Origin of the sequence: Cytobacillus solani, from assembly GCF_001420595.1 — a bacterium.
GTDB lineage: Bacteria > Bacillota > Bacilli > Bacillales > Cytobacillaceae > Cytobacillus > Cytobacillus solani.
Map to the genome: position 1 here is coordinate 112,913 of NZ_LJIX01000006.1, position 20,237 is coordinate 133,149.

Sequence of the window (20,237 nt, forward strand, 5' to 3'; positions counted from 1 at the left end):
GTAGGAATAGAATCTAGGAAAATAGTATATGAAATAACAGGGGGGATGTAAATGAAGCTATATGTTTCAGTTGATATGGAGGGAATCACAGGACTTGCTGATCATACACATGTTGACTCTTCCAAACATAATTACGAGCGAAGCCGTTTGATTATGACAGATGAGGCGAATCATGTGATTGCAGCTGCCTTTAATGAAGGTTGTGAAGAGGTTTTAGTGAATGATAGCCATTCAAAAATGAATAATCTATTAATTGAAAGGATTCATCCGGAGGCAAAGGTAATTGTTGGGGATGTGAAACCATATTCCATGGTCCAAGGGCTTGATTCTTCTTATTCAGGTGCCATGTTTATTGGCTATCATGCGAGGGCATCTATGTTAGGTGTTATGTCCCATTCAATGATTTTTGGTGTCCGAAATATGTATATCAATGATGTGGCAATTGGTGAAATGGGATTCAATGCTTACGTTGCAGGGTACTATGGTGTACCTGTTCTTCTAGTAGCAGGGGATGACCGTGCAGCATTGGAAGCAGAACAGCTTATCCCGAATGTGACTACTGCCATTGTAAAGGAAACGATTACTCGTTCAGCTGTCAAATCATTGACACCGGCTAAGGCAGGAGAACTTCTAAAGGAAAAGACTTTAGCTGCATTTAAGAATAAAGATCTAGTGAAACCGCTGATTCCACCAGAGCATCCGCTTTTGAGAATTGAATTTGCCAACTATGGGCAGGCAGAATGGGCTCATTTAATGCCTGGTACAGAAATGGAAGGAAATACAACGATAGTGCGTTTCCAGGCGAAGGATATTTTGGAAGCGTATCGAGCGATGCTTGTGATGATTGAATTAGCAATGAGAACATCATTCTGTTAGGAAGTGTTAATTGATGACAGCTTACATCGTAAAACGCCTCATTGCCATGCTTGTAACTCTTTGGCTAATCATTACACTCACTTTTTTCCTCATGCACTCGGTGCCAGGGTCTCCTTTTAATGAGGAAAGAGCCACAAATGAAACCGTTCAGAAAAACCTAGAAAAATACTATCATCTGGATGAACCGCTAATTGTCCAATATGGATTGTACTTAAAATCGGTTATTACTTTTGATTTTGGACCTTCTATCAAAAAATCATCTCAAACGGTCAATGAAATGCTTGGAAGAGGATTTCCTGTTTCATTCGAATTGGGGCTTGTCACTCTTATTGTGGCAGTTATTTCGGGAATTACGCTTGGAATCATTGCTGCACTTCGTCATAACGGGATTCTTGATTATACGGCGATGACGATAGCGGTACTTGGCATATCTATTCCAAACTTTGTTATGGCTACCCTCCTTATTCAGCAGGTGGCTGTAAATTGGGGAATCCTGCCTGTAGCCACATGGGTGAGCCCAAAGCATATGATTCTCCCAACTTTAGCTCTCGCAACAGGACCGATGGCGATTATTGCGAGATTAACCCGTTCCAGTATGCTAGAGGTTCTTACACAGGATTATATAAGAACAGCGAAGGCTAAAGGGCTCTCGCCGGTGAAAATTATCTTTAAACATGCTTTAAGGAATGCCCTTTTGCCTGTTGTAACCGTGCTAGGCTCTTTGGCAGCAAGTATTCTGACTGGGACATTTGTTATCGAGAAAATTTTTGCGATCCCGGGGATGGGCAAATACTTTGTTGAGAGTATTAACCAGCGCGACTACCCGGTCATTATGGGAACGACGGTATTTTACAGTGCGATTCTCATTATGATGCTGTTTCTAGTAGATATTGCTTACGGCATCCTCGACCCTCGGATCAAGCTGCATAAAAAGGAGGGAAGCTAATGGAACTAAGGAAACCGCATGAACATCATATTGAACCAAATATTCCTGATGAATGGTTTGTTCCAAAAGTAAAGGATCAAACGGAAGCGGAAGCGGTTGTAAGGCCAAGCTTATCCTACTGGCAGGATGCATGGCGGCGCCTTCTGAAAAATAAATTAGCCATGGCAGGATTAACATTTCTTATTCTCCTTATAGTGATGGCTATTTTTGGACCAATCATATCGCCACATGATGCTGCAGAACAAAAGCTTGCAAATCAAAATCTACCTCCTTCTAGTAAGCATTGGTTTGGGACAGATGAATTAGGCAGGGATGTATTTTCGAGAACATGGCTTGGGGCACGAATATCTTTGTTTGTCGGGACTGTTGCCGCATTAATCGATTTTCTTATTGGGGTCGTTTACGGAGGAATTGCTGGATATAAAGGCGGGAAAGCAGACAATGTAATGATGAGATTTGTAGAAATTTTGTATGGCCTCCCATATTTACTTGTCGTTATTTTAATAAGTGTTGTCATGGGTCCTGGCTTGTTTACAATCATATTTGCTTTATCTATAACCGGTTGGGTTGGGATGGCCCGAATTGTTAGAGGACAGGTCCTTCAAATCAAAAACTACGAATTTGTGCTTGCATCGAAAACATTTGGAACGAAAACCTCTCGAATCATAAAGAAAAACTTATTGCCAAATACAATGGGTCCAATTATTGTCCAAATGACTTTAACGGTTCCCTCAGCAATCTTTGCAGAAGCATTTTTGAGCTTCCTTGGCTTAGGAATCCAACCCCCTTTGGCGAGTTGGGGTTCCATGGCTAGTGATGGATTGTCTACGATTCTATCAGGACATTGGTGGCGGCTATTTTTCCCAGCCTTCTTCATTTCTCTGACGATGTTTTCATTTAATGTTCTAGGGGATGGGCTGCAGGATGCGCTTGATCCGAAGTTGAGGAGGTAAGCAGCATGGAAAAAGTTCTTGAGGTAAAAAATCTCCATGTTTCTTTTAAAACTTATGGTGGAGAAGTCAAGGCTGTTCGTGGCGTTACTTTTGATTTATACAAAGGGGAAACATTAGCGATTGTTGGTGAATCAGGCTGCGGGAAAAGCGTAAGCGCTCAAAGTATTATGCGTCTGATTCCAAATCCGCCTGGGAAAATTAAGCATGGTTCCATACTTTTTAAAGGAATGGATTTAACAGCTGTGAAAGAACCGCAAATGAGAAATATCCGCGGGGCGGATATCTCGATGATTTTCCAAGACCCGATGACAGCTTTGAACCCAACAATCTCAATAGGTGAACAAATCATTGAAGGGGTTTTACAGCATAAACAAGTCACAAGGCAGGAAGCAAAAAAAACAGCACTTGAAATGCTGGATCTTGTTGGGATTCCAAACCCGGTTGAACGTTTAAAGCATTATCCCCACCAATTCAGCGGGGGGATGAGACAGCGAATTGTTATTGCGATGGCGCTCGTCTGTCAGCCTGAAGTTTTAATTGCGGATGAACCAACAACAGCTTTAGATGTCACGATCCAAGCACAAATACTAGATTTATTTAAAGAGATACAAAGTAAAACAGGCGTATCCATTATTCTCATCACCCATGATCTTGGTGTAGTCGCACAGGTTGCGGATCGGGTGGTGGTTATGTATGCAGGAAAAATAGTGGAAGCAGGATCAAGAAGGGAGATTTTTTATAACCCTCAGCATCCTTACACAAAGGGTTTATTAAATTCTGTTCCACGTCTTGATATTGAAGAAACAGAACTTGTGCCGATTGGTGGTTCACCTCCTGATTTGTTTTCACCTCCGACAGGGTGTCCTTTTACAGCTAGATGTGCATATGCCATGGAAGTTTGTGATCGGAAATACCCATTTAAGACTCGTCTAAGTCAGGAACATCATGTGGATTGCTGGCTGCAGGATGAGCGCGCCATAAAAATGCTTGCTAGTATCAAGTAGTTTGTTCTTTTTTTCAGCCATTATCATATAGCTGAAATTAGAAATGCTAGAAACATAAAAAAAGAGGGGGAAGTGGCGTGAAGAAGTATGTATCTTTGTTGTTAACATGCTTATTGATTTTTGTTCTGGCTGCCTGTACGGCAAAACAGGAAACAGGAAATGAGCCTAAACCAACAGATAAAGAAGAAGGTACAAAGGAAGAGGCAGCGAGTGAAAAGATTCTTTATCTTAATAATGGAATGGAACCAACCTCGTTTGATCCGCCGATTGGTTTTGATTCTGTCTCATGGAGCGGGTTAAATAATATAATGGAAGGCTTAACCCGTTTAGGTCAAAACCATGAACCTGAAGCTGCGACAGCAGAAAAATGGGATGTGTCTGAAGATGGGAAAACCTATACATTCCATATTCGTGAAAATGCCAAATGGTCAAATGGCGATAGTGTAATGGCTGGTGACTTTGAGTTTGCATGGAAACGTCTATTAGACCCTGAAACAGGCTCTCCAGCAGCCTTCTTAGGCTATTTTATCGAAGGTGCAGAAGCATTCAACACGGGTAAAGGGTCAGCAGATGATGTAAAGGTTAAAGCTGTTGATGATAAAACATTTGAAGTGACATTAACTAGTCCACAGGCATACTTTTTAAGTGTGATCACAAACCCGGCATTCTTCCCGATTAACGAGAAGGTTGCAACAGAAAATCCACAGTGGTTTGCTGAGGCAGAAACATTTGTTGGAAATGGTCCTTTTAATCTAACTGAATGGGAGCATGACAGCCACTTTTTAATGGAAAAGAATGACGAGTACTGGGATGCAGGTACAGTAAAGTTAGACAAAATCCATTGGGCAATTGTGGATGACACAAATACAGAATATCAAATGTATCAAACTGGAAATCTAGATGTTTCCGATATACCAGCTGATTTAAGTGAGCAGCTATTCTCAGAAGGGAAAGTGCAAGTTGGTGATCAGGCAGGGGATTACTTCTATCGATTTAACTTAACAATGGAGCCTTTCCAAAATGTAAATATTCGTAAGGCATTTGCAATGGCGGTTGATCAACAGCAAATCGTAGACTTTGTAACAAAAAATAAAGAAAAGCCGGCCTATGGTTTTGTTGCTTACGGTTTTAATGATCCAGCAGGAAAAGACTTCCGCGAAACAGCGGGAGATCTTGTGAAAACAGATATTGAAGAAGCAAAGGCGCTGCTTGCAAAAGGGATGGAAGAAGAAGGATATGAAAAGCTACCAGAAGTGACCTTGACTTATAGTACGAGTGATACACATAAGAAAATTGCTGAAGCACTTCAACAGATGTTTAAGGATAATTTAGGTGTAGAAGTGAAGCTAGCTAACATGGAATGGAATGTATTTGCTGAAGAGCAAACAGCTTTAAAATTCCAGCTTTCAAGGAGCTCCTTCCTTGCTGATTATGCCGACCCAATCAACTTCCTGGAAAACTTCCAAACGGGCCATTCGATGAACCGTACTGGCTGGAGCAATGAAGAATATGACCAGTTGATTAAAGATGCAAAAAATGAAGCAGATGAAACGAAACGCTATGAGATGATGTATAAGGCAGAGAAAATTCTATTTGAAGAAATGCCAATCATCCCAATCCATTTCTATAATCAAGTGTATTTGCAAAATGAGTCAGTTTCGGGTATTGTCCGCCACCCAGTTGGCTATTTGGAACTGAAATGGGCAGATAAAAATTAAGAAAACATGTATCTAAAATGGGGATGTTCGCTTGAACATCCCTTTTAAAAAAAATAATCATTTAGACGACCTTTATTTATTCTCATCACTGAATATGGATGTAAAGAAAGATCAATAAAATGAAGGATGTGACAGCATGGGAGTAAAACCACAAAGGTTAAGGATTGGAGATACGGTTGGGATCATTGCGCCTGCCAGCCCGCCAAATCAGGAGAATTTACAGCGTTCCTTTGCATTTTTAGAGGAATTAGGACTGAAAGTAAGGCTTGGCAAGCATGTGTACGACCAGTATGGCTATTTGGCCGGAAAGGATAAGGACCGGCTAGCTGATTTACATACTATGTTTATGGATAGTGAAGTGAAGGCTGTCATCTGTGCAGGTGGAGGATATGGCACGGGACGAATTGCTTCACAAATAGATTATCAGATGATTAAAAATCACCCCAAAATATTCTGGGGCTATAGTGATATTACTTTTTTGCATACTGCTATCCGGCAGCAAACGGGTCTTATTACTTTTCATGGACCGATGCTTGCATCAGATATTGGAAAGGCCGATGCAGATCCTCTATCAAAGGAATATTTTAAGCAATTGTTTGAACTAACCTCGATTCAGTATCCGAATGAAGTCTCGGAATTGGAAGTTTTAATTGATGGAAAAGCAAGCGGGGAGATCACTGGAGGAAATTTATCTCTGCTTGCAAGCACCATTGGGACAGCATTTGAAATTGATACGAAAGGGAAGCTGCTGTTAATAGAGGATATAAATGAAGAACCGCGTTCGATCGATCGTATGCTTAATCAATTGCATATGGCTGGTAAGCTTACCGATGCGGCTGGTCTAATTATCGGAGATTTTAATAATTGTGTACCTGAAAGGGAACTTTCACTTGAGCTTGACGAAGTAATCTCTCATTATACTCATTTAGCTAATAAACCTGCTCTAAAAGGATTCAAATTCGGCCATTGTTCCCCGCATATTTCCATTCCTTTAGGTGTTCAGGCAGAAATGGACACATCTGAAAAACAATTAATTATTGATAGTGGAGTCCGGTAACTGGAAGTGTTCAAAAAGGGTGGGAGAAAATGAAAATAGACAAAATTGAAACGTACAGGGTAGCGATACCACTTATGAAGCCGTTTAAAACAGCATTAAGAACCGTTCATATAGCCGATTCAATTATTGTGAAAATCACATGTGAGGATGGGACGATTGGATGGGGAGAAGCTCCTCCGACAATTGTGATAACAGGGGAGAGTCTATCAAGCATAGAATCAGCTATTCATCACGTGTTAAAACCGTTCTTAGAAAATCAAAGTTTAAGAAACTATGAAGAAATTTTTCAAGGAATCCAATCAATTCTGATAGGGAATTCAAGTGCAAAGGCTGCGGTCGATATGGCCCTATATGATTGCTTGTCTAAGCTTTGCAAGCTGCCATTATATCAATATTTAGGCGGACATAAAGATGAAATCGAAACCGATTTTACAGTAAGTGTCAATGGACCGGAGGAAATGGGAGAAGATGCGGTTTCTTATGTTCAGCAAGGATTTGATGTCTTAAAAGTCAAAGTAGGAAAAGATGATATTTTAACAGATATCGAACGTATTCGTGAAATTCGTAACAGGGTAGGCAAAAAGGTGAAAATCCGCCTTGATGCCAATCAAGGCTGGAAGCCAAAAGAAGCCATTTATGCTATTAGAAAAATGGAAAGTCTTGATTTAAATATTGAACTGGTGGAACAGCCTGTGAAAGCATGGGATATTGAAGGGCTAAAGCAAGTAACAGACAATGTAGATACACAAATAATGGCAGATGAAAGTGTATTTACGCCTAAGCAAGCGTTTGATGTTGTAAAGTCGAGAAGCGCTGATTTAATCAATATAAAATTAATGAAATCAGGGGGAATTTATCAAGCACAAATCATTAATCAGCTTGCAGAGGTTTGCGGGATGGAATGCATGGTAGGCAGCATGATTGAAACACGAATTGGAATATCTGCAGCGGCACATTTTGCAGCCAGTAAGAAGAACATCACACGTTTTGACTTTGATGCTCCCTTAATGCTTGCCAAGGAAGTGATCGAGGGAGGAATTAAATACAACGGGAGAAAGATTGCTTTTCCAAAGGAGCCTGGCTTAGGAATAAGGAATGTTCATATCGAAGGGGGCATTGCAATTGGAGAAAAATCCTAAATGGCTAGTTGATGTTGCTGTTGCTACTGTGTGGACTTCGTATGATTCACCAAGAGAAATCGATAAGAATGCAATAAGCCATCCTGTACATGTTGAAGAATGGCTGAATAGTTTAACATACGAGACTAGTTTAGAGCTCTGTAATAAAAACTTAGTGCAGTCACAGGTTTTATACGGAGAAGAAGTACATGTGATAGAAGAGAAGGGGAATTGGGTTCACGTCATTGTTCCGAGTCAGTCTTCCTCTAAAGATGATAGAGGATATCCAGGGTGGATGCCTAAGGACCAATTGATTTTGCGGGACGACTGGGCAATAAATAAAAGTCCGGTCGCTGTTATTTCCGAAAAAAAAGCTGCCCTTTATTGTTATTACCGAAAACCACAGTTTGCATTAAGCTATCAAACGATTCTTCCGATTATTAGCAAGGATGAGAACTGGATTCAAGTTCAAACACCAACAGGAGAGGGTTTTCTGAGAGCAGAGGACGTATGTATTTATGATTCCATAGAAAAAATCCCTAAGGGAAGCGGTAAAGATATAGTTTTAGCTGGTGAGCAATTTCTTCAATTGCCGTATTTGTGGGGGGGGATGAGCAGTTTTGGCTACGACTGTTCAGGTTTTAGTTATTCGATGTGTAAAGCGAATGGCTATATCATTCCACGTGATGCACATGACCAGGCTCAAGCTGGAAAGGAGATTGAACTAACTGAAATGGAGCCGGGAGATCTCTTGTTCTTTGCTTATGAAGAAGGAAAAGGAAGCATTCATCATGTAGGAATTTATTATGGAGAAGGCAAATTAATTCATTCACCTAATACAGGAAAATGCATTGAAATAATCGAATTAAAGGATACGATTTATGAGAAGGAATTATGCGCAGCAAAGCGTTTTTGGTAAATGATTGGAGGATATAGGATGGGTAAGGATGCACTATTAGAAGTAAAGAATCTAAAAAAGTATTTTTCTCTAGGCAAAGATCGGTTATTAAAGGCGGTAGATGGTGTTTCATTCTATATTAAGAAAGGAGAAACATTTGGAATTGTTGGTGAGTCTGGATGCGGGAAGTCAACGGCAGGACGAACAATAATTGGATTGTATAACCGGACTAAGGGAGAAGTCATATATGAAGGGGAAAATGTTCATCAAATGACAGGTAAGGAGCGATTTGCTTTCCAGCGAAAAATGCAAATGATTTTTCAAGATCCTTATGCTTCATTAAATCCGCGTTCAACGGTTAGAGAAATTATTTCTGAGCCAATGGAAGTTCATGGGCTATATCCAGATAAGAAGGAGCGTTTGGAGCGAATTTATCAATTATTAGAGGACGTAGGCTTAAATCGGGATCATGCCAATCGCTATCCACATGAGTTTAGCGGCGGCCAAAGACAGAGGATTGGAATTGCACGAGCATTATCACTTGATCCAGAATTTATTATTGCTGATGAGCCCATTTCTGCCCTAGATGTTTCCGTACAGGCACAAGTTGTCAACCTTCTTAAGGATTTGCAAAAAAAGAAGGGGCTAACCTTTTTATTTATTGCCCATGATTTATCGATGGTCAAACATATAAGCGACCGAATCGGGGTCATGTATTTAGGTAATCTTGTTGAACAAACAGAAAGTGCTAACCTTTATAAAAATCCTCTTCATCCATATACACAAGCGCTTTTATCAGCCATTCCTATTCCTGATCCGGATGTAGAGGATAGAAGAGAACGAATGATATTAAAAGGAGAGCTTCCTAGTCCAATCAATCCTCCGAGTGGCTGCGTATTTAAAACCCGCTGTCCTTTAGCGATGGATGCATGTCAAACGATTAAGCCCGAATGGCAGGAGGTAGAGAAGGATCACTTTGTAGCCTGTCATTTGTATTATAAAGATATCCATGGCCGCCAAAGATATCCACAGGCGGCGGTACTAAAATGAAGAAGATAGATTTTGACGAGCTTAGGGAAAAAGTATATACGGAAGCATCCAGATGTAAGGGGAGAGTAGGTCTAATCATTGAAGCCGAAGATAAACGAATAGAGATAAATAGTGAAGGAAGGTTTTCTTCGGCTAGTCTAATTAAAGTTCCGATCCTAGTCGAATGTTTCAGACAGTCTGGAAAGGGAACTCTCGACCTGCAGCAGTCTATCCAAATAGCATTAGTTGAAAAGGTAGGTGGAGCAGGGGTCCTGCAGGCATTATCAGGAAATTTAAAGTTAAAAATAATCGATTTAATGACATTAATGATCATCGTTTCCGATAATTTAGCTACAAATCTATTAATTGATCTTCTCGGCATGGATCAAATTAATCAAGGGATGAAGGAGCTGAATTTGCATCAAACGGAGCTCAATCGAAAAATGATGGATTTTACAGCTTTGAATAACGGGGTAGATAATTATACGACTGCATCGGACATGCTTACTTGCTTAAAAGAAATCTGCCAAAATAAGATTTTATCTAATGAAAGCGCGAGCAAGGCTAAAGAAATTATGGAGAATCAGCAATTTAATAATAAGTTATCTGATCAAATCGATTTAGATATATTCAAGGTTGCAAATAAAACGGGTGAATTATTAGGCATTGAGCATGATTGTGCGATTATACAGTACGAGAACAGAAACGTGTATGCTGCTGTCTTAATTGATCAGTTAACAGTTCCAAAGGATGGAAGGCAGACATTATCATCTATTGGTCAATTAATCTCCCAATTTTTACAATATAGTTAAATTACATTATGAACATTTAGTGAAAATGAGAATGAATATCAGATAAGATATTGACTTTTTTCCAGTAATTTAGTTAAATTATAGTTAAGATTGATAGTGAAATTCATTATCAATATTTTTTTTGCACTTTAGTGAGAATGATTCTTAATTAGAATAATTCTAATATAAGTGTGTATGAATACGTAGAGAAAAGTCTGGGATTGATATTCGATTTTTCGATATATTAAATTGGATTTTCACTTGGAATGATAATAAACTTCTAATTGTCATGCTGAGAATAAACATATTATGAGGGCTACATATGAAACTATGGATGTTAATTATTGCAACTATAGTCCTGTCATTTATATCGCTATTTATAGGTGCAATTGATATTAAGGTAAGTGACTTGCTCGATTGGCATTCGGATGAGACACAAATTTTCTTAATTAGTCGAGTGCCACGTTTAATGGCTATTATATTGGCGGGAGCTGGAATGAGTATTGCAGGCTTAATTATGCAGTCTTTAAGCCGAAATAAATTTGTATCGCCAACGACTGCTGGTACGTTAGATGCAGCAAAACTAGGTATTTTAATCTCGATGCTGTTCTTAACAAATGTAACGTATACGCAGCAAATTATTTTTAGCTTCGCATTTGCTTTAGCAGGTACATTTATTTTTATGCAAATCTTAGATCGTATTAAATTTAAGGATGTCATTTTTGTTCCGTTAATTGGAATTATGTATGGAAATATTTTGTCATCTATTACAACGTTTTTTGCATATGAAGCAGATCTTCTTCAAAATATTTCTTCTTGGTTAATGGGGAGCTTTACATTAGTTATTGCTGGCCGCTATGAACTGTTATATGTAAGTGTCCCGGCGGTTATTTTAGCGTATATTTATGCGAATAAATTTACAGTCGCAGGAATGGGCGAAGATTTTGCAAAAAACTTAGGCTTAAGTTATAAGGTAGTTTTAAATTTAGGTCTAATCCTTGTTGCGATTATTTCTACAACTGTCGTACTAACTGTCGGAGTCATTCCGTTTTTAGGTTTAATTGTACCTAATATTGTCTCGCTTTACTTAGGGGATAATTTACGAAAAACGATTCCACACACAGCAATATTAGGGGTTGTATTTCTATTAATATGTGACATTATTGGACGTATTGTCATTCACCCATATGAGATTCCGGTTAATGTGACTGTGGCAGTAATCGGTAGTGCGATCTTCTTAATTATGTTATTTAGGGGGAGAGCATATGCGAAAAAATAGTACAAAGCTAATTTTTTTAGCAGTATTAGCGTTTATTTGTATTTTGTTATACGCATTTTATGATATAAAAGGCGGTTTTGATTACGCTTTTCCAAGACGGATGATTCGTGTTTCAGCAATGGTTGTAACAGGGATTGCAATTGCGTATTCGACAGTCGTGTTCCAGACCATTACACATAACCGCATTTTAACACCTTCTGTAATGGGTCTTGATTCTATGTATGAAGTCGTACAAACGTGCATTTACTTCTTTGCAGGATCCATGTCAGTATGGGTGTTAAATAAATATTTGAATTTTGGTGCAGCAATTATCGCAATGGTATTATTTGCACTCATTTTATATCGTTTCCTTTTCCGTGCTGATAAGCATCCTATTTATTTGCTCCTTTTAATAGGGATGATTTTAGGAGCGCTTTTAGGGAATTTTGTGACATTCTTACAAGTATTGATTGATCCTGTCGAATATTTAAGCCTGCAAAACCGCTTATTTGCTACATTTTCAAACGTAAAGGCAGACTTATTATATATTTCAGTCGGTATTTTATTCATTGCGTTTATTTACGGTTATCGCATTATGGGTAAGCTGGATGTTATGTCACTTGGCCGTGAAAATGCAATGAATCTTGGTATTAACTATGACCGTATGGTAATGAATGTATTAATTTTATCGTCGGTATTAATTGCAACATCAACAGCTTTAGTTGGCCCGATTACGTTCTTTGGCTTAATCGTTGCGAACCTTTCTTATCAATATTTAGTTACGTATAAACACTCTGTATTAATTTTAGGTGCAAGCTTAATTGCAATTATTGCATTAGTCGGTGGTCAGTTCCTTGTTGAACATGTATTTGAATTACGTACAACGTTAAGTGTTATTATTAACTTTATCGGTGGTATTTACTTCATTTACTTATTATTAAAGGAAAGTAGGGCAGCAGGATGATTGAAATCAAGGGTTTAACGAAACGATTTGGCAAAAAACCTGTTGTAGAGGACGTATCTGTCACAATTGAGCCGGGTACGATTACATCGTTTATCGGACCGAATGGGGCAGGTAAATCTACACTTCTTTCGATGGTGAGCCGATTATTAGAAGCAGATACTGGGGAAGTATTACTTGATCAAGGTAATGTGAAAAAATGGAAATCATCTGAATTTGCGAAACGCGTTTCAATTTTGAAGCAATCAAACTATCTGAATGTACGATTAACGGTACGTGAGCTTATTGCTTTTGGCCGTTATCCTTATTCGAAGGGACGTCTGACAGCAGAGGATGAAAAATTCATTGATCAAGCGATTGAATATATGAACTTAACTGATATGCAGGATAAGTTTTTAGATGAATTATCTGGCGGTCAAAAACAACGTGCGTTTATTGCGATGGTAATTGCTCAGGATACAGATTATATCTTGCTTGATGAGCCTTTGAACAACTTAGACATGAAGCACTCAGTGCAAATTATGAAAATTTTGCGGAAACTTGTAGATGAGCTTGGCAGAACTGTTGTCATTGTATTACACGATATTAACTTCGCTTCCGTTTATTCAGATCGTATTGTCGCATTGAAGGACGGTAAGCTAGTCAAAAATGGGCCAACACATGAGATTATTAATTCAGATGCATTGCGCGAAATTTACGATATGGATATTCCTATTCAAGAACAAAATGGATGCCGCATTTGTGTTTACTTTAATTCACATGCTTAAACCAATAATATAATTACAAAGAGCATGCCTAGAGGAAGGTTACTAGTTTAATTGTTTTCTCTAGGTGTTTTTTTGAAAAAAGGCCATTAGTGCAAAAACGCTAATAAAACTTGATATATTTATCATTATAAAAAATTTCCAAAAAAGTTTATAGATTGGTATTGACGAGAGTGAGTAAAGATCCTATAATGAGAATTGTTATCAGTGATAATGATAATCATTAATGATAAGAAAATGTTAATACATAAAAGGGGAGAACGTATATGAAAAAGTGGAAGTTTGCCAGTGCACTATTAGCTTTGTCTCTAATGCTTACAGCTTGCGGCACTGACGAGAAAGCTTCAAATGAAAAGACAAAAGATACTACTCAAGCTGAAGATCAAGCGAAAGAAAATAATTCAGCTGCGGAGGAGCAAGGTGCTGCTTATCCAATGACTATATCACCAACAGTCGCTTCAATTGAGGGCAGAGATAGCAGTGAGAAGTATACCTTTGAAGATGTTACATTCGAGAAGATGCCAGAAAAAATCGCAGTATTTGACTTTGGCTTCTTAGATACATTAGATGCACTTGGCGTTGAAGGAGTTGTAGGGGTTGCTAAAGACTCTGCTTTACCAGCTCAATTGGAAGCATATTCTGCTGATGAGTATGTAAGCATCGGTACTTTAAAGGAGCCACTATTTGAAGATCTCGCTGAACTTGACCCGGATGTAATTTTTATTTCTGGCCGTCAATCTGTATTCTATGAAGAATTAAAAGAAATTGCTCCAGTAGTATATGTTGGTACTTCTGAGGAAGATTATTGGAACACCTTTTTAGCTTCAGTAGATATGGCAGCTGAAATGTTCGGTAAAGAAAAAGAAGCTGAAGAATACTTAGGTAAATTCGATTCAGCATTAGAAAAAATCAAAACATTAGCTGGCAACTATGAAACTTCATTAGTTACGATGTACAACGAAGGTAAATTATCTGGTTTCTCAACAAATTCTCGTTTTGGCTACATTTATGATATTTATGGCTTCAAACCAGTAACAGAAGATATCGAATCTTCTTCTCACGGTTCTAACTTCGGTTTTGAAGCAATTTTGGAATTTAATCCACAAGTATTATTCGTAATCGATCGTACTGCGGCAGTAGGTGGAGAGTCTAACATCAAAGCTGATATGGAAAATGAAATCGTTAAGAAAACAGAAGCTTACAAAAACAATCGAATCGTATACTTAGATGGTCCACTTTGGTACTTAAGTGGAGGCGGTTTACAATCTGAACTTGCAAAAATCGAAGAAGTTTTGGCAGAATTAAAATAGACAATAAGAAGACCTGACTTGTAATGGAGTCAGGTCTTTTTATATTTTGAGATATGAAACTATAACTATGGAGTTAGAGAATTGTCTAGCTCCAGTGCCTATCGCCTATCAAACTTCAGGCCTCCTCCCTACGATAAGTCAACATCGGTTCGCTACCGCAAACCGTGTTTCCTTTATCTCAGTCGGAGCCCTTCCAGTTTGTACGGCGATGATCGAGGCGCTTGCGCTTTTCTCATTTAATACAATCGCTTTGAATAACTTTCTTCTAGCGCTGCTTTTATTGTTTCGCTGTTGACATCGGGCATATTGATATGGTCGGCAAGAATTTTCGGCGGGTAGGGAAGAGCAGACTTTTCTGGCCAAGAATCTGGCTGCCATAGTTTTGAACGTTTAAATGCTTTGGCACAATGGATGTAGCATTCTTCCGCTTTTACAGCGATTCCAAGTAATGGTGTTTTTCCATGAGAAGCCATTTGTTCTAGAATACCTGCATCTCTTATAATTTCTGCCCTTCCATTGATTCTCAAAGTTTCTTCTAATCCTGGAATGACAAAAAGAAGGCCAATATAGGGATTAGCTATGATATTTCTAAGTGAGTCCATTCGTTTATTTCCAGGTCTTTCAGGTATGACGAAGTGGTGATCATCAATGATATGTATGAAACCCGGCTCATCTCCACGCGGGGAGGTGTCACAATGTCCAGAGGTATCTGAGGTGGAAATGAATACGATTGGAGCCTTTGAAATAAACTCTTTACAATGACCGTCTAGATGATAAATCGTTTTATTTGCTACTGTTTTACTAGGAGTGCCTAATAATGAGCGGAGCTCGTCTTCAGAAGTGACGATATGCTTAAAGTGCATAATATATTTCTCCTTTTCTATTATTTTCATATACATTTAATTAACTATATTCTTCAACTCTAACAATATGATGTTTCCGATACTATTTCCTTATTACATTAACATAAGAAAAAGCCAGTGACAAAATTCACTGACTTTTTCTGCTATTTCTATTATTCTCCTAAGTAGGCACTTAGCATCCAAATATGTGTATCTAATTTAACTAATAGGCCAACTGCTAGGTCATTAATGACATCATTATCATATTGTTCAGCAAGCCCGGCAAGTTCCTTAATTTCTGTTTTTAAATGTTTATAGTCATTAATAAGGCTTGAAACCATTTCGTTTGCATTTGTTTCACCTTTTGTTTCTTCGATGGTTGCAATGGTAATGTACTCTTTCATAGTGGCAACTGGCTCACCGCCGATTGCTAAGAGACGTTCAGCTACTTCATCCACAACACTTGCAGATTCATTGTATAATTCCTCAAATTTCTCATGTAATGTAAAGAATTGCGGTCCTTTTACAAACCAGTGGTAACGATGCAGTTTAGTATAAAGGACACTCCAGTTAGCAACTTGTACATTTAATGCTGAATATAAATTTTCCATTCATAATTCCTCCTCTTATTATCTTAATTACATTATAACAGATATAATATTAAAATCAATACTAAATTATAATAATTATAAATAAGTTATTTATACAAGTAAAATCTTACTTCTCAATTAATATTAAAGGCATGTATGAGAAAAATAACTTACAATAGGAAGAAAATGTACTAAGTTAGGAGTATTTATGGGGATTTTTTCATTTTTCTTATTAGGGGGATGTATTAGTGTATTAGCAGGCTTTTTTGGTGTAGGAGGAGGATTCATTCTAACACCAATGCTTATGTTAATGGGCTTTTCTCCTCTTGAAGCAATTGCGACAAGCTTATTGTTTACAATTGGTACTTCGCTTTCGAGCATAATAGCACATATTCGTATGAAAAGTATTCTTTGGAAAGAAGGGATGATTATAGGCATCAGTGGGATGGCAGCTACACAAATTGCCAAGCCGTTTGTCTTTTTTCTTGAAATGAAAGGATGGGATGAATTAGCCATTCCTATTTTTTACATTTTCCTTCTTGCTTATTTTGCATTAAAGATGCTAAAGCAAGGAAAAAGAAATCAAGCAAAAGGGAAGCTTCCTCCCGCTTCACCTTCCATTGTTAAAATGATCTTTATCGGTTTGTTTGCGGGTTTTATTTCAACAACACTTGGAGTGGGTGGAGGGTTCATCATCGTGCCCCTTGCTATTACCTTTTTAGGGATAGCCCCTAAAGAAGCTGTTAGCTCGAGTATGTTTGCTGTGTTGTTAATTGTTATGTGGGGTTTTCTGTCTTACGCTTTTACAATTTCTATTGATTACAGAATTGGATTCATATTAGTAGCAGGTGGATTAATTGGTTCACAAATTGGTGTAAGACTTATTAAATATTATGAAAACAGAGAAATTAGCCTATTGCTTGGTGTATTATATTTAGCAACATTGGTAAGTGTGGTAATGAAACTAGTGGATTTAAGCTATATTGGTCTTATTCTTTTAGCAGTTTTTGCTGGAATCTTTTTTATAAGATCGATTATTAAAGTAAGGGTGAAAAAAAGGTTATGGGCAGCAAATAAATAAAAAAGTCCAAAAGGAGAAGGGGATCCCTTCTCCTTTTGGATTAGCTTGTTTTTTTTGCGACGTAGTTTGCATCGGATTCAAACATATAATATTTTTGATGATACTTAATACTGAAGATCAGTCCCATAGCAAACATATTGCCCATTAAGGAGCTGCCCCCATAGCTGATAAATGGCAGAGGGATTCCGGTGATCGGCAATACTTGTATAGTCATCCCGACATTTTGGAAAACATGGAAGGTAATCATACTTATGATACCAACACAAATATAGGTACTGAAAGGATCCTTCGTATCAAGTGCCGTTTTTGTTAAGTGATAGATAAGCAGGAAGTATAAACTAATGACAATACTGCCACCGATAAAGCCATATTCTTCGCCTATTACACTAAAGATAAAGTCAGTATGGCTGTCAGGGATATAAACCTGTCTGTCGCCAAATCCCTTTCCAGTAATAAGTCCGGATCCAACTGCGAGCAATGAATTATAAAGCTGCAAGCCAGCTCCTTGTTTATGGCTTACTGGATCAAGCCAAGAATAAATCCGAAAGAATTGATACGTATCAATTTTTAAATATTTTTCAAGAATTTCGGGAAAAGCAATAACCATATATAGAATGACTCCAGCAAAAGCCCCGCCAATTCCGAACATCGGAACGATAATCTTCCAAGTGATGCCGGATGCCATAATGATCCCAGCCAAGATGGCAATAATAACAAGCGCCGTACCTAAATCATCAACAATAATCAAGCCTAGAGGTACAACCGTAACTATACCAAGTTTGAGGAGGAGCAGAATATCCGTTTTTATCGTTTTGGTTGTAATTTTTTCATGATGACTAACGACAACCTTACTTAAAGCAATAATTAAAAAGACTTTAACAAATTCTGATGGCTGAATTTGCCCTAAAGGAGTGACATACCAGAGGGATGCCCCCTTTTTCTCAGGAACAATGCTATCTGGAAGAACAAATAACCCGATAAGGAGTAAAATGCCAATCCCATAAAATACCCAAGAAAGTCTTTTAATTTGTTCACTGTCAAAATACATGACAACAGCAACTATGAAAATACCTACAGCATAGTTTTTTATTTGTCCGAGTACAAAGTTTCCTTCATATTGTCCTGATGCTTGGCCGCTGTAGATAGCAACACAGCTAATAAGAAAAAATAAAAATAACAACAGACATAGTGTCCAATCAAATCGTTCCGCAACTTTTTTTGGCTTATTCATTTACCATGCACCTATTTCCGTTCAATTCCTTTGCTCGAGAATTGTCTAGCTCCAGTGCCTATCGCCTATCAAACTTCAGGTCCCCTCCCTACGATAAGTCAACATCGAATCGCTATCGCTCTTCGTGTTTCCTATATCGAAAGAACCGGCCCTTCCAGTTTGTACGGCGATTATCAAGACACTTCTGCTTTTCTTACCATCGTAACAAAGAAAAAATAGCCTTTCAATGTATTTCGATTTCCTTTTAAGTAAAATTAATCACATAATATAAGACGTAAGAAGAAGGGAGATGGTTTCCTTAATTTATTACATCAAATGATTAATAAACATCGTGGCAATCCCAAAATAGGTAACAAGTGAGAAAATATCATTCAATGTTGTAATGAGTGGCCCAGATGCCACTGCAGGATCAATCTTCAAACGATAAAGAATGATTGGTATAATTGTCCCGGCAAGTGTCCCGATGATTAATGTCAGAAACAGAGAAATGCCAACTACTGCTCCTAAAATGGCACTTCCTTGCCAGAAAAATGCAATTAAAGAAATAAGAACTCCACAAACAATTCCAATGATTAAACTAACAAGAAACTCCCTCATAATGAGTCTGAAAATGACATTTTTATTAATGTCATTCGAAACGAGCCCCCTGACAACAACTGCTAATGATTGGGTACCTGTATTTCCTGTCATCCCCGAAATCATTGGCATAAAGAAAGCAAGAGCAACAACCTTTTGTAATGTATCTTCATAACCGCTAATAATACTGCCTGATACAATTCCTATGAATAATAATAAAATCAGCCAAGGCAGCCTTCGATAGGCAGCAACAAAAGCCTTCGTTTCAAAGTCAATCGATTTTCCTGAAGCAGAAAGTTTTTCAATATCTTCGTTTGCTTCTTGGATGACAACGTCAATAATATCATCAACTGTCGCAATTCCCATTAAGACATTTTCGTCGCTGACAACAGGAATAGCGAGAAAATCATATTTTTCAACTAGTCTAGCTACTTCCTCCTGATCGGTAGTAACGGTTACTGCTATCACACGCTCATACATCACATTTCGAATGGGTTCATCTGGTTCTGCGATTAGGAGATCCCGATAAGAAACAACTCCAACAAGCTTTCTGTCTTGGTCGATCACATATAAATAATTGATTGTTTCAGCAAATTCAGCAAAGGATTTCAGCTTCCCAACCGCTTCAATTACCGTATAGTAATCCCTTATCCATACAAAGCGATTTGTCATTAATCGTCCTGCTGTTTCAGGGGGATACTTCATAATATCCTGGACAATGTCTGATTCACTCTTCTTCATGCCGGAAAGAAGAGAGGCGATTTTTTCTGGTGATAAATCGTCTAAGAGAACAGCTAAGTCATCGTTGTCCATTAAATCAAGGACTTTCCCTGTTTTTTCAATTCCTAGTTTATTCAATACCTCAAGCTGACGGTCCTTATTCAGTTCTTCGAGCAGGTCAGCAATCAAATCTATATTCATAAATAGTAAAAAGCGAGTTTGATGCTTTTCCGGCAGGTTTTCATAAATATGTGCGATATCATATGGCTGTAATTCATCGAGAATCAATTCAAATTCCTTTTTCTTATTCTCTTTTAATGTTTTTATAATGTGAAGAGTAATCTGATTTTCTGTCATGCTTTGTATCAAACTTCTCACACTCCTTCCGCCGGACCTTTATCTATATTATAATGCCACGCTTATTATAAAAAATTTTGCCGCGGAATAAAATGTGTTATGGTTAATATAAATAAAAATATTCATTATTAGATTTATTATAAGCTATACTTTGATA

The 20,237-nt window shown here is 38.0% G+C and carries 19 protein-coding genes; 15 read left to right on the forward strand and 4 right to left on the reverse strand.

The features are described from left to right. The first annotated feature begins 51 nt into the window (after window positions 1-51). The 14 genes from AN957_RS02340 (at window position 52) to AN957_RS02405 (ending at window position 14,683) form a co-directional block, all read left to right on the forward strand. A complete protein-coding gene (locus AN957_RS02340; RefSeq protein WP_053477911.1) occupies window positions 52-876 on the forward strand; it encodes a M55 family metallopeptidase in 825 nt (274 codons plus the stop codon). Between the two features lie 13 nt (window positions 877-889). Then, a complete protein-coding gene (locus tag AN957_RS02345; protein WP_053477910.1) occupies window positions 890-1,822 on the forward strand; it encodes an ABC transporter permease in 933 nt (310 codons plus the stop codon). After that, a complete protein-coding gene (locus tag AN957_RS02350) occupies window positions 1,822-2,775 on the forward strand; it encodes an ABC transporter permease (protein WP_053477909.1) in 954 nt (317 codons plus the stop codon). Before AN957_RS02345 ends, AN957_RS02350 begins: the two co-directional genes overlap by 1 nt. 5 nt (window positions 2,776-2,780) lie before the next feature. Then, window positions 2,781-3,779, forward strand: coding sequence for an ABC transporter ATP-binding protein (locus AN957_RS02355; RefSeq protein WP_053477908.1), 999 nt, complete (start codon window positions 2,781-2,783; stop codon window positions 3,777-3,779). A gap of 77 nt (window positions 3,780-3,856) precedes the next feature. Next, on the forward strand, window positions 3,857-5,497 hold the full coding sequence (locus tag AN957_RS02360) for a peptide ABC transporter substrate-binding protein (RefSeq protein ID WP_053477907.1): 1,641 nt from the start codon (window positions 3,857-3,859) through the stop codon (window positions 5,495-5,497). Between the two features lie 136 nt (window positions 5,498-5,633). Beyond that, window positions 5,634-6,554, forward strand: a complete 921-nt coding sequence (locus tag AN957_RS02365; RefSeq protein ID WP_053477906.1) for a S66 peptidase family protein — start codon at window positions 5,634-5,636, stop codon at window positions 6,552-6,554. 29 nt (window positions 6,555-6,583) lie between these two features. Continuing rightward, a complete protein-coding gene (locus AN957_RS02370; protein ID WP_053477905.1) occupies window positions 6,584-7,693 on the forward strand; it encodes a dipeptide epimerase in 1,110 nt (369 codons plus the stop codon). Continuing rightward, a complete protein-coding gene (locus AN957_RS02375; protein WP_053477904.1) occupies window positions 7,650-8,591 on the forward strand; it encodes a C40 family peptidase in 942 nt (313 codons plus the stop codon). The genes AN957_RS02370 and AN957_RS02375 overlap by 44 nt, the downstream gene beginning before the upstream one ends. Window positions 8,592-8,609: 18 nt before the next feature. Then, window positions 8,610-9,620, forward strand: coding sequence for an ABC transporter ATP-binding protein (locus AN957_RS02380; RefSeq protein WP_053477903.1), 1,011 nt, complete (start codon window positions 8,610-8,612; stop codon window positions 9,618-9,620). After that, window positions 9,617-10,411, forward strand: coding sequence for a serine hydrolase (locus tag AN957_RS02385; protein ID WP_231690149.1), 795 nt, complete (start codon window positions 9,617-9,619; stop codon window positions 10,409-10,411). The genes AN957_RS02380 and AN957_RS02385 overlap by 4 nt, the downstream gene beginning before the upstream one ends. 301 nt (window positions 10,412-10,712) lie before the next feature. Beyond that, window positions 10,713-11,669, forward strand: a complete 957-nt coding sequence (locus AN957_RS02390; protein ID WP_053477902.1) for an ABC transporter permease — start codon at window positions 10,713-10,715, stop codon at window positions 11,667-11,669. Next, on the forward strand, window positions 11,656-12,612 hold the full coding sequence (locus AN957_RS02395) for an iron chelate uptake ABC transporter family permease subunit (protein ID WP_053477901.1): 957 nt from the start codon (window positions 11,656-11,658) through the stop codon (window positions 12,610-12,612). Before AN957_RS02390 ends, AN957_RS02395 begins: the two co-directional genes overlap by 14 nt. Next, window positions 12,609-13,376: an iron ABC transporter ATP-binding protein gene (locus tag AN957_RS02400; protein WP_053477900.1), complete on the forward strand. Its 768-nt coding sequence runs from the start codon at window positions 12,609-12,611 to the stop codon at window positions 13,374-13,376. The genes AN957_RS02395 and AN957_RS02400 overlap by 4 nt, the downstream gene beginning before the upstream one ends. A gap of 263 nt (window positions 13,377-13,639) precedes the next feature. Then, window positions 13,640-14,683: a siderophore ABC transporter substrate-binding protein gene (locus tag AN957_RS02405; RefSeq protein WP_053477899.1), complete on the forward strand. Its 1,044-nt coding sequence runs from the start codon at window positions 13,640-13,642 to the stop codon at window positions 14,681-14,683. Between the two features lie 236 nt (window positions 14,684-14,919). Here AN957_RS02405 and AN957_RS02410 read toward each other — a convergent pair whose 3' ends face one another. Continuing rightward, window positions 14,920-15,546 (reverse strand): pyridoxamine 5'-phosphate oxidase family protein, encoded by a 627-nt coding sequence (locus tag AN957_RS02410; protein ID WP_053477898.1) that lies wholly within the window; start codon window positions 15,544-15,546, stop codon window positions 14,920-14,922. A 152-nt stretch (window positions 15,547-15,698) separates the two neighbouring features. Then, complete coding sequence (locus tag AN957_RS02415; protein WP_053477897.1) at window positions 15,699-16,136, reverse strand: Dps family protein; 438 nt, start codon at window positions 16,134-16,136, stop codon at window positions 15,699-15,701. Between the two features lie 187 nt (window positions 16,137-16,323). Here AN957_RS02415 and AN957_RS02420 point away from each other — a divergent pair, with 187 nt between their 5' ends. Then, window positions 16,324-17,196, forward strand: a complete 873-nt coding sequence (locus AN957_RS02420; protein ID WP_053477896.1) for a sulfite exporter TauE/SafE family protein — start codon at window positions 16,324-16,326, stop codon at window positions 17,194-17,196. Between the two features lie 40 nt (window positions 17,197-17,236). Here AN957_RS02420 and AN957_RS02425 read toward each other — a convergent pair whose 3' ends face one another. Together AN957_RS02425 and mgtE are read right to left on the reverse strand one after the other, a co-directional pair. After that, window positions 17,237-18,427, reverse strand: coding sequence for an FtsW/RodA/SpoVE family cell cycle protein (locus AN957_RS02425; protein WP_053477895.1), 1,191 nt, complete (start codon window positions 18,425-18,427; stop codon window positions 17,237-17,239). A 306-nt stretch (window positions 18,428-18,733) separates the two neighbouring features. Beyond that, window positions 18,734-20,092: a magnesium transporter gene (gene mgtE / locus AN957_RS02430; protein ID WP_142108202.1), complete on the reverse strand. Its 1,359-nt coding sequence runs from the start codon at window positions 20,090-20,092 to the stop codon at window positions 18,734-18,736. Between the last annotated feature and the right edge of the window lie 145 nt (window positions 20,093-20,237).

Bases quoted from the DNA above. Each gene is read 5' to 3' on its own strand.
- AN957_RS02420 (WP_053477896.1), top strand. From the start codon at position 16,324: ATGGGGATTTTTTCATTTTTCTTATTAGGGGGATGTATTAGTGTATTA.
- AN957_RS02415 (WP_053477897.1), bottom strand. From the start codon at position 16,136: ATGGAAAATTTATATTCAGCATTAAATGTACAAGTTGCTAACTGGAGT.
- AN957_RS02365 (WP_053477906.1), top strand. From the start codon at position 5,634: ATGGGAGTAAAACCACAAAGGTTAAGGATTGGAGATACGGTTGGGATC.
- AN957_RS02355 (WP_053477908.1), top strand. From the start codon at position 2,781: ATGGAAAAAGTTCTTGAGGTAAAAAATCTCCATGTTTCTTTTAAAACT.
- AN957_RS02405 (WP_053477899.1), top strand. From the start codon at position 13,640: ATGAAAAAGTGGAAGTTTGCCAGTGCACTATTAGCTTTGTCTCTAATG.
- AN957_RS02380 (WP_053477903.1), top strand. From the start codon at position 8,610: ATGGGTAAGGATGCACTATTAGAAGTAAAGAATCTAAAAAAGTATTTT.
- AN957_RS02375 (WP_053477904.1), top strand. From the start codon at position 7,650: ATGTTCATATCGAAGGGGGCATTGCAATTGGAGAAAAATCCTAAATGG.
- AN957_RS02385 (WP_231690149.1), top strand. From the start codon at position 9,617: ATGAAGAAGATAGATTTTGACGAGCTTAGGGAAAAAGTATATACGGAA.
- AN957_RS02400 (WP_053477900.1), top strand. From the start codon at position 12,609: ATGATTGAAATCAAGGGTTTAACGAAACGATTTGGCAAAAAACCTGTT.
- AN957_RS02410 (WP_053477898.1), bottom strand. From the start codon at position 15,546: ATGCACTTTAAGCATATCGTCACTTCTGAAGACGAGCTCCGCTCATTA.
- AN957_RS02345 (WP_053477910.1), top strand. From the start codon at position 890: ATGACAGCTTACATCGTAAAACGCCTCATTGCCATGCTTGTAACTCTT.
- AN957_RS02390 (WP_053477902.1), top strand. From the start codon at position 10,713: ATGAAACTATGGATGTTAATTATTGCAACTATAGTCCTGTCATTTATA.
- AN957_RS02350 (WP_053477909.1), top strand. From the start codon at position 1,822: ATGGAACTAAGGAAACCGCATGAACATCATATTGAACCAAATATTCCT.
- AN957_RS02425 (WP_053477895.1), bottom strand. From the start codon at position 18,427: ATGAATAAGCCAAAAAAAGTTGCGGAACGATTTGATTGGACACTATGT.
- AN957_RS02340 (WP_053477911.1), top strand. From the start codon at position 52: ATGAAGCTATATGTTTCAGTTGATATGGAGGGAATCACAGGACTTGCT.
- AN957_RS02370 (WP_053477905.1), top strand. From the start codon at position 6,584: ATGAAAATAGACAAAATTGAAACGTACAGGGTAGCGATACCACTTATG.
- AN957_RS02395 (WP_053477901.1), top strand. From the start codon at position 11,656: ATGCGAAAAAATAGTACAAAGCTAATTTTTTTAGCAGTATTAGCGTTT.